This is a genomic window from Natrinema halophilum (assembly GCF_013402815.2).
Classification (GTDB): Archaea; Halobacteriota; Halobacteria; order Halobacteriales; family Natrialbaceae; genus Natrinema; species Natrinema halophilum.
Genome location: NZ_CP058601.1, coordinates 707,472 through 720,177, shown reverse-complemented (window position 1 = coordinate 720,177; position 12,706 = coordinate 707,472). Strand labels below are relative to the sequence as shown.

Annotated in this window: 12 protein-coding genes; 6 read left to right on the top strand and 6 right to left on the bottom strand. The window is 60.8% G+C overall.

Translation table 11 applies throughout. From position 1 onward, the window contains the following. Positions 1–131: 131 nt before the first annotated feature. From bioB to bioD, 4 genes are all read left to right on the top strand, one after another. The gene (gene bioB / locus HYG82_RS24280; protein WP_179259702.1) at positions 132–1,238 is read left to right on the top strand and encodes a biotin synthase BioB; all 1,107 of its coding nucleotides are present in this window, start codon (positions 132–134) and stop codon (positions 1,236–1,238) included. Positions 1,239–1,274: 36 nt separating this feature from the next. Next, positions 1,275–2,333, top strand: a complete 1,059-nt coding sequence (bioU, locus tag HYG82_RS24275) for a (S)-8-amino-7-oxononanoate synthase BioU (RefSeq protein ID WP_179259701.1) — start codon at positions 1,275–1,277, stop codon at positions 2,331–2,333. Between the two features lie 150 nt (positions 2,334–2,483). After that, a complete protein-coding gene (locus HYG82_RS24270; protein ID WP_179264341.1) occupies positions 2,484–3,707 on the top strand; it encodes an aminotransferase class I/II-fold pyridoxal phosphate-dependent enzyme in 1,224 nt (407 codons plus the stop codon). Next, complete coding sequence (gene bioD, locus HYG82_RS24265) at positions 3,704–4,396, top strand: dethiobiotin synthase (protein ID WP_179259700.1); 693 nt, start codon at positions 3,704–3,706, stop codon at positions 4,394–4,396. Before HYG82_RS24270 ends, bioD begins: the two co-directional genes overlap by 4 nt. A 16-nt stretch (positions 4,397–4,412) precedes the next feature. Here bioD and HYG82_RS24260 read toward each other — a convergent pair whose 3' ends face one another. The 5 genes from HYG82_RS24260 to HYG82_RS24240 all read right to left on the bottom strand — a co-directional run bounded on the left by HYG82_RS24260 (position 4,413) and on the right by HYG82_RS24240 (position 9,675). Beyond that, positions 4,413–4,610 (bottom strand): hypothetical protein, encoded by a 198-nt coding sequence (locus tag HYG82_RS24260; RefSeq protein ID WP_235217814.1) that lies wholly within the window; start codon positions 4,608–4,610, stop codon positions 4,413–4,415. Positions 4,611–4,757: 147 nt separating this feature from the next. Then, positions 4,758–6,272, bottom strand: coding sequence for a replication factor C large subunit (locus HYG82_RS24255; protein WP_179259699.1), 1,515 nt, complete (start codon positions 6,270–6,272; stop codon positions 4,758–4,760). A gap of 26 nt (positions 6,273–6,298) precedes the next feature. Next, entirely contained in the window at positions 6,299–6,451 is a 153-nt protein-coding gene (locus HYG82_RS24250; RefSeq protein ID WP_179259698.1) for a hypothetical protein, read from the bottom strand. 28 nt (positions 6,452–6,479) lie between these two features. Then, positions 6,480–7,187, bottom strand: coding sequence for a hypothetical protein (locus tag HYG82_RS24245; RefSeq protein ID WP_179259697.1), 708 nt, complete (start codon positions 7,185–7,187; stop codon positions 6,480–6,482). A 1,132-nt stretch (positions 7,188–8,319) separates the two neighbouring features. Further along, positions 8,320–9,675 carry a hemolysin family protein gene (locus HYG82_RS24240; RefSeq protein ID WP_179259696.1) on the bottom strand — a complete coding sequence of 452 codons (1,356 nt, stop codon included), beginning with the start codon at positions 9,673–9,675 and terminating at the stop codon, positions 8,320–8,322. Positions 9,676–10,104: 429 nt separating this feature from the next. Here HYG82_RS24240 and HYG82_RS24235 point away from each other — a divergent pair, with 429 nt between their 5' ends. Then, positions 10,105–10,866: a competence/damage-inducible protein A gene (locus tag HYG82_RS24235; protein ID WP_179259695.1), complete on the top strand. Its 762-nt coding sequence runs from the start codon at positions 10,105–10,107 to the stop codon at positions 10,864–10,866. Between the two features lie 64 nt (positions 10,867–10,930). Here HYG82_RS24235 and HYG82_RS24230 read toward each other — a convergent pair whose 3' ends face one another. Beyond that, a complete protein-coding gene (locus HYG82_RS24230; RefSeq protein ID WP_179259694.1) occupies positions 10,931–11,569 on the bottom strand; it encodes a metal-dependent hydrolase in 639 nt (212 codons plus the stop codon). Between the two features lie 151 nt (positions 11,570–11,720). On the opposite strand from HYG82_RS24230, the gene HYG82_RS24225 reads away from it, so the two are divergent. After that, complete coding sequence (locus HYG82_RS24225; RefSeq protein ID WP_179259693.1) at positions 11,721–12,704, top strand: M48 family metallopeptidase; 984 nt, start codon at positions 11,721–11,723, stop codon at positions 12,702–12,704. Positions 12,705–12,706 lie beyond the last annotated feature (2 nt).

Sequence of the window (12,706 nt, the reverse complement as noted above, 5' to 3'; positions counted from 1 at the left end):
GAAAACGCCAGGGAACGGCCCGTCGACCCGCTACACTGGTCGGCCGTCAGAGCGCCTGGCGTCTCTCAGCGATGTTCGAAATGTTGCTACTATCTAAAAACTTTATACTCTCGTAAACGTCTTCCAGAGATGTGGTTTACGAGACTGGAAACGAGACGATCGACAACGCACTCGAGCGGGTACTGGCCGGGGACCGTCTCGACCGGACCGACGGGTTGGCGTTACTGGCCCAGCCGACCGCCGAGCTCTCGGAAGCCGGCGCATTCGTGCGCGATCACTTCGGTGACGGTACGGTCGACGCCTGCTCGATCGTCAACGCGAAGGCGGGTAATTGCGCCGAGGACTGTGGTTTCTGTGCGCAATCGGTCCACTTCGATACCGGTATCGACACGTACGGGTTTCTCGGTCCAGGGAAGATCCTCGAGGCCGCGAAGCGAGCCGAACGCGACGGCGCCCAGCGGTTCGGAATCGTCGTCGCCGAGAAAGGCGTCTCGAAGGAACACCGCTCGGAGGAGTGGGAGGAGGTACTCGAGTCGATCCGACTCGTCCGAGACGAGTGCGATCTCGAGGTCGACGCCTCGCTGGGGATTCTCACAGAAGAGGAAGCCGCGATCCTCGCCGAGGAGGGAATCAATCACTACAATCACAACATCGAGACATCCCCGCGGTACTTCCCCGAGATCGTCGGGTCCCACAGCTTCGAAGACCGAGTGAAGACGCTCGAGGTCGCCAAAGAGGCGGGAATGGACCTCTGTGCCGGCGTCATTCTCGGGATGGGCGAGACGCCGACCGACCGGGTCGAAGCGGCCATCGCGCTGCAAGACATCGGCATTTCGTCGCTGCCGGTGAACGTGCTCAATCCGGTCTCAGGGACGCCGTTAGCCGAACGGAGCGTCGACATCACGACCGAAGAGATCGTCAAAACGGTCGCAGTCTACAAGTTGCTCCACCCGGAATCGCGCGTTCGGCTCACCGGCGGCCGCGAAGTCAACCTCTCGCCCGACGAGCAGCACCTTCCCTTAGAAGCCGGCGCGGACGGCATCCTCACCGGCGACTACCTCACGACCGAGGGACAATCGCCCGGCGAAGACATCGAAATCATCGAGCGCGCGGGTCTCGAGCCCAACCGAGAGACCAACGACTTCGACCCGGAAGCGGTCAAGGCCCGTCACAGCGGGGCCGCGGAGTCCTCGGCCGAGACGACTGCGAATACAGGCACGGAACTGAGCGACGACTGACGACTAACGACCTGCAGCGAACCCAGAACGATACACATGGACGATATCACGTTTGCGGTACTCGGAACCGGAGGCATCGGCCGACGAGCACTCGAAGTGAGCCAGCACAAAGACGCGCTGACGCCCGTCGCGGCGTGTGACCGCCACGGCGTTGCGTTCGATGTCGACGGCCTCGACGTCGACGAACTGTTGGCAGCGACGGAAGGCAACATCGACAACGAAGTAGCGACGGACGGCGGAAACGGTACCGCAGCCGCCGAGGGCGGAGTCAAACAACACGGCGAAGACAGAGGCGTCGTCGCCTCGAACCAGGCCCGGCCCAGCGACGACCCGATCCAGGAGGTGATCGACCACGGCGACCGGATCGACGCAGTTTTGCTCGCACTGCCGAACTACGAACACGATTTCATCCCGCGGACGGCCACCCGTTTCGTCGAGGGCGGCTATTCGGGGGTGCTGATCGACGTCCTCAAGCGCTCCCGCGTGATCGACATGCTCGACGATCGCAGCGACGAGTTCGATGATGCGGGGATTACGTTCATCTGCGGCGCTGGTGCCACGCCCGGCCTGCTTACCGGGGCGGCTTCGCTTGCCGCACAGTCGTTCGTCGAGGTTACGGACGTCGATATCTGGTGGGGTGTCGGCCTCAAGTCGGGGTACGAGGATAACCGCGGCACCGTCCGCGAGGATATCGCTCACCTCCCCGAGTACGACATCGAGACCGCCCGCGAACTCTCGGACGCCGAAATCGAGGACATCATCGACGACCACGACGGGGTCATCGAATTCGAAGACATGGAACACGCCGACGACGTCCTCCTCGAGCGCGCCGGCGTCTGCGACGCGGAAGACGTTTCGGTCGGCGGCATTCTCGACGTCCGTAACGACGAGAAGCCCACCACGACCACAGTGCGTGTCACCGGAACGACCTTCGATGGCGAGACGGCGACGAATACGTTCTCACTCGGCGACGAGACGAGTATGGAGGCAAACGTTAACGGTCCCGCACTGGGCTACCTGAAAGCCGGCGTGCGTCGGAACTGCGCCGGCGAGTACGGCGTCTTCGGGCCCGCCGAACTGATGCCCGGATTCTGATCTCCTGGCGAAGCCGTCCCTTCATAAAACGTGACTACCGATGACCCCGATACTGCCGCATATCAGCCGGCTCGAATCGCGAGCGACTCGAATCTCCCGTCGAATCGGAACCGTGAGAGTGAAACCATGGCGCTGAGTCCGTTCACCCGAATGGCCGACCGCGGGTTCGACCTCGAGAACAGACTCGAAACGCTCGAGGAGAACGATTTGAAACGTACATTGTCGCCTGTCGATCGGGTCGCCGAGCGCGGCTACTTTGCGCAGCCCTCCGGCAGTGAACTACCCGTCCTCGAGGCTACAGAGGCGCTAGTTTTCGCCTCGAACAACTACCTCGGTCTGACGGACGACCAGCGGATTCAGGACGCGGCCCGGCAAGCCGCCGCGACCGTCGGGACGGGTGCCGGAGCTAGCCGGCTCGTCACCGGCGATACGCTGGTTCATCGGGATCTGGAGCGACTGCTCGCCGAAACCAAGGACACAGAACGCGCGCTAACCTTCTCGTCGGGATACGCAGCAAACGTCGGAACGATTACCGCACTCGAACCGGACGTGATCTTTTCCGACGAGTTAAACCACGCGAGCATCATCGATGGCTGTCAGCTGGCAGGCTCCAATACCGTCGTTTACGACCACTGCGATGTGGCGAGCCTGCGAACGAAGCTCGAGCAACGAGCCGAACGAGCAACTCGAGAGGGGCGGGAGCCAGCCGACGAATCCTGGTTGATCGTCACCGACTCCGTTTTCAGCATGGACGGCACTGTGGCGCCACTCGACGCGATCTGTGACGCTGCCGAAGAGTTCGGGGCGTGGGTGATGGTCGACGAGGCGCATGCGACGGGCCTCTACGCGAACGGCGGTGGCATCGTCCAGGCCGAGGGGCTCGAAGACCGCATTCAGATCCAGCTGGGAACGCTCTCGAAAGCGCTGGCGAGCCAGGGTGGATACATCGCCGGCAGCGCGGAACTGATCGAATGCGTACTCAACGAGGCACGTTCGTTCGTCTATTCGACCGGGCTCTCACCACCGGCTGCCGCAGTAGCGAGCGAGGCGCTGCACGTCGCCCGTCACAGTGATGCCCGGGAGCGACTCTGGGATAACGTTGCACACCTCCGTGACGGACTCGAGTCGATGGGATTCGAAATCTGGGGGGACTCCCAGATCCTCCCCGTTCTCATCGGCGATCGGCGCGACGCAATCGCTTTCGCCGACGGAATCCGTGAACGGGACATCGTTGCACCTGCGATCCGCCCACCGACCGTTCCCGATGGAACCAGCAGAATTCGCGTCGTACCGATGGCAACTCACGATCAGGGTGATATCGTCACCTGCCTCGAGGCGTTCCGTGCCGCGGGTGAGGAGGTAGGGCTGCTGTGACTGACCCGATCGCGGTCGTCGGCACCGGAACGGGCGTCGGAAAAACAGTCATAACGGCTGGACTGACGCGTCTTCTGCGCGAAGCCGGCCACGATGCGCGGGCGATCAAACCAGCACAGACCGGTCACCCGCCGGACGACGACGCAGCGTTCGTTGCCACAGCCTGCGCCGATCCGTCAGCAGCGACCTGTCCCCAGTACCTCGAACCGGCGCTGGCCCCGCGTGTCGCCGCCGAAGTCGCTGCGGAAGACATCGAGTACGAGTCGATCCGTACGGCATGCGAGCGTGAAATCGCGGCCGCGACGGTGCCGATCGTCGAAGGTATCGGCGGTCTCAGGGTCCCGCTGGCCGGCGATCACGAAGTGATCGACCTCGTCGACGATCTCGCAGCCACCGCGGTCGTCGTTACGCGTTCAGGATTGGGTACGCTCAATCACACTGCGCTCTCTATCGATGCGCTCGAGGCACGCGGTATCGACGTTTTCGGCGTTATCTGTAACGAGTACGCCGGCGAAACCGTGGCCGAGCGGACCAATCCGGCCGAACTCGAGCGGATGACGGGCCACCCAGTCGAGACGGTACCGTTGCTGGCCGACGAAGCCAGTGCTGGGCCACGCGACCTCGCCATCGGTATCGGTGACGCGTTGTCGGCGGCGTTTCGCGACCGACTACCGGTAAAAGACGTCTAATCGTATGCGGCGACACTCAGGGCGACGGTGCCGATTTCTCTTCGTCGATGGTTCGGGATCTGTGGTCGGTTGAGACTGTAGTTACCCCCGGGTCTCGTTCGACAAGATACGAAACCACCTCGGATTTTCGGTGTTGCACCTCGAGATGGACCCGAAGGTCTGTGCGGTCGTCGTAGGTCTCCGTGCAGAGCGGGCATCTGTGGGTGTTTGTCATTCGGGGGTCACCTATAGACACTCTCATCGTTCATCGTCGTAATAGTGTCGATCAATCAATATATGGACGTATTCGAGGAGAATATAACCCGTGATTCACCCCACGGCGGTGTTCCGGGTACGGGTCTCGGTGTGACGAGGTACCAGCTTACATAAAATCGCTTAGCCCCGACTGATCATCATCCGGATCGTCGGCGCCTCTGTCGGCCGCTTCGTCCGCAGTGTTCCCGTTGTCTTCATCGACGGCCGCGAGCGTGCCCTGTTCGCTCGGGGCGTCGTCGCCCTCGCTACTATCGCTGGCACTTCCGGTCGAATCTACGGTCACTTCCTCAGCGTCAGAACTCGAGCGCTCGGCTTCGAAGAAGGCGCCGCCGGAGTGATCGACCGCTTCCTGGGCCATCCGCTCCTTGGCGTCCTCGACGATCGACTGTACCTTGTTGGTGTCCTTTCCGCTACCGGTGACGAACGACACCTCTGATTCGTCGAGGTCGTAAGCTGCAGCCATGCGAACGGTAAGGTCGCGGTTCTTGCAGTGGTGGGTCATCTTCGACAGAAACGGGAGTACTCCTCGTCGAACCGTTGCGACGCTTGCACCCTCACGTTCGGCGATACGTTCGGCGATCGCATCCCGGGTATTGCGGGTCCCTTTGGTCCGGCCGAGCTTCGACCAGTAACTCGGCGGTCCGTACCGTGTCCAGCCACCCTTGTCGCCGCGTCTCGAGGCAGCGACGCCGGCGGTCATATTGTCCGTCGCGTAGCGCCAGTACGAGTACTCCTGCGTGGCCCGGACGCGGCCGAGCCATCGATCAGCGTTCGAAAGGAACTCGTATGCGTCGGCCAGTTCAGCGCCCTCGTAGTCTTTCGGGAGGTTGTCCTCGATCCAGTTTAGCAATTCATCCGGCGTCTCGTCGACGTCGTAGGATGCCCGCAGCGCCCCTTCGGCGTCTTCTTCCTTGATGAGCGAGTCGAGGAAATCGAATATCCCCTCGGTCGTATCGCGTTCGCCCGTCACGACGTCGTCGACGGTCAGCCGTTCCGCCTCCTCGGCGACCGCCTGCAGGTCGTTGACCGCCGAACGGAGATCGCCACTGGTCGACTCGGCGATTTTCTCCAGGGCTTCTTCGTCGAACTCGACGTCTTCGCGCCGGCAGATGTCCCGAAGGACAGGGACGATCGATCGCTTCGAAACGTCCCGGAATTCGATGGTCTCACAGGAGTTTCGAAGCGACTGGCTCATGTCGTAGAATTCGTTCGCGACCAGAACGACCGGCTGATTCGCCTCCTTGACGACGCGGGTGACCTCCTTCGAGCCGCCGTAATCCGCATTTCCGTGGAAGTTGTCCGCCTCGTCTAAGATGACGAGTCGACGGCCCGACCCGCCCCCGGTTAGCGTGCCGCTCTTGGCCGCCTCACCAGCGATCCGTTCGATGACATCCGCCTGACGGTTGTCGCTGGCGTTGAGTTCCATCACGGGCCACCCCATGTCGGCGGCCAGCGCGTGGGCGGCGGATGTCTTCCCGACGCCGGGACTGCCGTGAATGATCACCGCCTTTCGGTGATCGTCCCAGGTTTCGGCCCACTCCTCGAGCTTGTCGCGAGCCTTGTTGTTGCCGCGTACCTCCGACAGCGTCGTCGGGCGGTACTTCTCTGTCCAGTCGGTCATTACTGGCTGATAGGAACGAGGCGTGTTTAGTGGTTCCGGAGCACTACGCCGCTTATCCCGTTCTGTTCCGCCAACCGAAGCGCAAGTCGGATGCCAAATCTGTGGTCCTCCTCACCACTCGAGGCGAAACCACCGCCGCCGCCGACGATGCGATTTTCCAGTGCTCTTCTGTAAATCATGCGTCATCGCTGGGCCGTCACATTCCCCTTAGCTGGTCGGTGACTCGTCGTTCTCTGCTGATCGAATTTCCTCCAGACACTCCCTCGCGCGCGGATTCGGATGCGTACCGCTGACGGCCATAAAGTCCGAACGATCGGTCGTCAGCGACGTGATTACGGTGCCGTCGTCGCCGTAATTCGGTATTTCGATCCGTATCTCGTTCGGTCGTTGGGTCACGTTTCGCTCGTTGCCGACCTCGAATACGACGGTCCCAGAAAACGGTGCGGCAACGTCGTCGCCGAATTCCACGCCGTCCTCGAGAAGCGTATTCCCGAAGAGACCGTCGGTAAAGAACCCTGTGTTCGCGAACGCGACGTCACCTGCGTCGAACGTCCCGGTGACCTCCGCTCGAGAACAGGATGGAAACGTAGCGGTTCGACGCGCATCCTCTGCTTTCTCTGTCATGTCCTCTTCCTCGTCGGTTTTCTCTTCGCCCGTGGCGGTCTTATTCTCTCCCTCGTCGGCGTGCTTCTCGCTCGGGCCTTTCTCGCTCGTCTTTTTTTCGGGCTTCGACTCGTTTTCTGTCGGGCCAGTTTCATTCCCATCGTCAGTGCTTGAAGATGTACCGGACGTTGACGGATTCGTGTCGTCGGTTGTCCCGTTTTCCGTTCCTGACCCGGCATTCGAATTCGCGTTGAGACATCCAGTGAGTCCGACTCCGACTCCCGTCGAAACGAGGAATTTCCGGCGGTCCATGTCCGGAGGAAATAACGCCATGCTCCATAAATATGTAGGATTTTTATCATTACCGATTACAGTCATCGGTCTAGACTGAAGTCTCCGAAAGTAGGCTAATGGACGATACAGACGACGATTTCACCCTCTGAGACTTCGTTGATTCGCAGATCAGAATCCAATCCTTTCCTTGTTTCGATAATTTAAGACCTAGTACATATTAGAATCCTGATATAAGGTCACAGGAGTCCAGGCAAGAACGAATTACCGGTAAGTGAGGGCCGTAAAGCCCCTTCTGCTTACGGCTCCGCCGTTCGTATGGGTAGCGGGACCGTCGGTCCAGCGGTACTCTCAGGGAGCGTCGAAGACGCAAGCATGGAGGGTATACACCATCCATACGGCTTTCTTTCACCCATATCGCCACTTTTGCTGCCCTCGCGGTTGATGGTAGTGCGATGCTCACTGCGTTTCCGACGATGTTCAAACGTGGTTCGAATCGCCTTCGGCGTTTCGTCACCACGCGGATCTTCGCTCCGCGGGGTCAACGAAACCAACGGACCTTCGCTCCGCGAGGTCAACGAAACCAACGGTTTCGCCAGATCACGAAAGAGTGAAGCTCTTTCGAACGACGACAACAAGCGTGCATCGTCGGTTGTGGCCGAGTGTCCATTAGGCAGGAGCGGGACACTCCGAACCGCCCGGAAAGAGAAATCGCCTGTGGTATCTGGAATCGTCAGCAGAACGACGTTGGCGTTCTGCCGTCGAGACGAATCGACGATTCGCCGACCATTGGAGAGCAAAGCTCTCCGAGAGGCCGCACAAGATGCCCCACGTCTTGTGGACGCTGTGGGATCTGTTCCTGCAAGTTCTGACACAGAAACAGGAAGCCCCACTCTCAACAAGCGAAGGTTGAGTAAGCCCGGGCGCGGTAGGGTGTGGTAGTTCACGTCTCGGCTGTCTGCTGGATTGCGACGGGGCCAAGGCCGAGAACGATCGATTGCGCGAAGCATGCAATCGCCCCCTGACGAAACGGACGACGAATCATGTCCGACGCGCAGGGAACGAGACGTTCCAATTCGCGATGGACGAAAGAGGTTGACCGAATCGTTTTCGTCGACCGCTTCCGAGCGGGTTACTACGATACGCCGATAGTTCAGTCGGTAGGTTCCTCCGCCTCTGGGGACGCATCGCTGACGGTTACCCTCGAGATACGCGTTCCATCCACCTCTTTGACCGTCAACTCGTAGCCGTCAGCCTCGACCGCATCACCAACGTCGGGGGCCCTGCCGAGGCGGCTCAACACGAGGCCACCGACAGTGTCGAACGCCTCGCTCTCGAAATTCGTCTCGAGCGTCTCGTTTACGGAAACGAGCGAGACACCGCCGTCCACGACGTACCGCCCGTCCGCGAGTTCGTCGATAGAGGGTTCCATTTCGGCGATGTCGAACTCGTCTTGAATCTCCCCGACGACTTGCTCGATGATATCCTCGATGGTCAAAATTCCCTCGAACGCACCCCATTCGTCGATAACGATGGCTAACTGGACGTTCTGTCGACGAAATTCCGCGAGGACGCCGTCAATTCGGCGCGTCTCCGGGACGAAAAGGACGTCTCTTGCGAGGTCGCGGGCAGTCGGTTCGGTCCCCGTCGGCTCGTCGCCACGGCCCGACGTTTCGATGGCGTGAAGCACGTCTTTCGCGTGAACGAAGCCGACGACCGGTTCGTCGGCCTCCTCGTCGACGACGGGGAATCGGGTATAGCTCCCGCTCGAGGCGACGGTCCGCAGTTCCGACAGGGGCATGTCTGCAGAGACGGTCACGACGTCCGGTCGGGGGACCATCACTTCGCGGGCGACCGTGTCGCTGAGGTCGAAAATCGCCTCGATCATCTCGACTTCCGCCATGTCGACGGATCCCTGTTCGCCGGACCGGGAAACGATCCGAATGATTTCTTCCTCGCTGTGGCTTTCGTCGCGCTCGGACGCCGGCTCGACGCCGATGAGCCGGGTAAAGAAATTCGCCGTGCCGTTGAACACGATGATTCCGGGGATGAAGACGTAGTAGAAGACTTTCATCGGCGCTGCGACGAGGAGCGCGATCCGCTCGGCGTCAGCAATCGCGAGCGTTTTCGGCGCGAGTTCACCGAAGACGACGTGCAGGAAGGTGATGACGCTGAACCCGATACCGATCGATACCAGGTGAATCGAACCTGCAGGAAGCACCGGTCCCAGGACGGGGTCGAGAAGCGCAGCGATAGCTGGTTCGCCGACCCATCCCAACCCCAGCGAAGCGATCGTAATTCCCAGTTGAGTGGTTGCGAGATAGTCGTCCAGATTTTCTTCTGCTTCCTGAACGAGCTTGGCCGACGAACGTCCGTCTTCGACGAGTGCTTCGATCTGTGTCGACCGAATTCGGACGTACGCGAACTCCGCTGCGACGAAGAACCCGTTCAGGAAGACCAGAAAGAACGCAAAGCCGAGCCGCGCGAGTGAGAACGCGAGTTCTACCACAAAATCCACCCCAAACGTCGCGAGCTGCTCGTTAGCAACCCTGCCACGGTAGTTCTATGTGAAACTGGCGCATCGATCCGGTCGAGCCATCCACTCTGCCGACGACGTTGGCACCCGTCGGGTAGCAAGGGGGACGCGATGAGAGTCCCGCCACTAGTATATATACCCATACGATCACTTGGCATACGACTTACAAAACCGTAGCGCTACCGTTCGACGAACGACGGTTCCAACTCGACGACGATTCCAACTCGATTCGACTCTCGAAAGATTGCGACGTGAAGTTGCATCCGTCCGACAACACCCGCCACACCGATATCGAGCGTGGCAGGCCGTTAAATACCGCGGAAGCACCGGAAACCGGCAAATCGACGGAACTCGACCGTCGACACCCGGAGCGGATAACTGCCTGTAACTCCAAGGCCGTCTATGAACGTCGCGATCGTCACCGTGGGCGACGAAATTCTCGCAGGATCGACGACCAACACTAACGCGTCGTGGCTGGCCGAGCGGATCACCGAGCGCGGGAGTACGGTCGGTCGAATCCTGACGATCCCCGACGACCGCGGACTGATCGCCGACTACGTCGCCCGCTGGAGCGACGAATTCGACGCCCTGATCGTCACCGGCGGTATCGGCGGCACGCCCGACGACGTGACCGTCGAAGCGGTCGCCGACGGCCTCGAGCGCGAGGTCGGCGTCCACGGGGAGATCCGCGAGCGACTGGTCGAGAAGGCGGCAGCGTTCCGGGACGAGAACCCAGAAATGGTCGCCGAATACGAACTGCAAATCGATCTCGAGGCCGCGGCGTCGGTTCCCCAGGGCGCGACGCCAATCGTCGTTGACGACGGCTGGGCACCGGGCTGCGTCGTCGATAACGTCTACGTGTTCGCCGGCATCCCCGACGAAATGCAGGCCATGTTTGAACAGGTTGCCGACGAGATCCGAGGGGATTCGACCGCGGAAACGCTGTACACGCCGGCTCCCGAAGGAGCGCTCCACGTGGCGCTCGAGAACGTCGCCGATCGTTTCGACGTTTCCGTCGGCAGCTATCCCCGAAGCGAAGACCGACCGGGACGAATCCGCGTCTCGAGTACCGATCCCGAGGCGGTCGATGCGGCGATCGCGTGGCTCCGAGCGAACGTCGAGACGACAACGCCGCCGTCCGAGAGCGAAACCGAATCCGCGTAAGGAACGTCTTCTACCGGCTGGCGATGAAGGTCCCTCGACTACGTCGGATCAACGCCCGTCAGGCCTATCGGCGGTCCTCGAGTACTCGAACGATAACTGCCGTAAATCCGGTCGCTGTAAGGACGAACCGTTCGCCGGTCGCGGCGATGGGGAAGATCCGTTCGACGCCGGTGGTGGGTTCGTCTCGAGTGGGATCGAACCCGGTTCTGTAGTGCGTGTTTTCGGTCGTCCCGCGGGCGGTCGACTCGGCGATCACGCCGGTGTCGAGTTCCACGAACGTCTGGACGAGGCCGCGCTGGTCGGTCACGAGTAGTGTCCCGGACAGGTCGTAGAAACGATCGTGGACCGGCCAGAACAGATTAACGCCGTTGAAGAAGGCGTCGAACGATACGTGTGTAAAAAACAGTGCCGCAAGCGTCGTCCACGCGATGCGTCGGCCATACGTCCCCCACCGTTCTCGGACGATGGACTCCGAGCGGATCCTCCCGTCCCACAACAGCCCCACAGCGGGAATGATGACGATCCAGACGTTGTGCAACGCCGCGCGGTGTGTTCCAGGAACGACGATCCCGATAAGCGTATCGAGGTCGAGCAAGGCGCTACACCCCATTACGATCAGGATCGCCCGCGTGTCGAACTTCGCGCCGAGCAACGCGACACCGAGCAGTCCGGCGAATGCGACGTGGACGACGGTCGATGGCATATCCCGGCGACTCGAACTGCGTGGGCTTGACTGTTGGGGCGCTCGTCTGTCGTTGTTCCGGCCCCCATCAAACGGATAACACTATTCCAATTGACCATAGTGGCCGATATTCGACGCGTATTTTTCATCCTTCATATTTCGATTTAATCGTATGGGTTTCGTTCGGTCACTCGATCTGGCGATCCGTGCTGCACTCGCAACGCTCATCAGCGGCTCAGCGTTGCTCGGGAGCCTCGGTATCGTGCTCGTTTTGTCTTTGACCGGTGGTGTAGCCCTTTCGGCGTACGCAGCCGAGTTGCTGAACGCTATCGGGATCACGGTTCCACCCTCCGTGTGGCCGGTCGTGTGGACGACGGTTTCTGTCGGTGGGCTTGCCTGGTTCGGTCGAGCGACCGGCAATGCAATTCGTGCCGAACGGGCCGCGTTGCTCGAGCGAACGACGCCCGTCTCTCGGGCATCGCTCGAGGAGGCGACTGTGATCGACTCCGCAGTCATCCGACTTGCGAGACAGGTCGACATTCCGAAACCGGCTGTCCGGATTCACTCGACGTCGGTGCCACTGGCATACACGACGTATCGATCGGATGACCCAATCATCAGAACTGGCCACTGCGGGACGCCGGTCGTCGTGCTTTCGCGAGGAATTCTAATAAATTTGTCACGATCGGAAATGACGGCGGTCCTCGCCCACGAACTGGCACACATCGCTAACGACGACCACCGACTATTCACGGGCGTCCTGCTCCCGCTTGTCGCTGCTGAGACGATCATCGAGGACGAAGGGTATCCATCGAGCGTCACCGACGTCTGTGCGTCCCTCTTGGTGTTTATCGCATCGATCGGAGTCGGTGTATTTTCTCGCGGCCGAGAATTGGCCGCCGACCGCGGCGCTGTGACCATGACCGGCGACCCAGTAGCGCTCGCGACTGCACTCGAAAAACTCGACGGGACTGGTCCCGACAAACCGACGACGGACCTCCGCAAGTACGCTCGGTCTACAAACGCGATCAACATCCTGCCCTCGTTCGACACGGCTTCCACCGCGTCTGGCCTTCGTTCGACACACCCGTCGCTCGAGACGCGTCTCGACCATATCCTGTCGCTGTCGGCAGAGCGAACTGAAAGCCGACGGTAGTC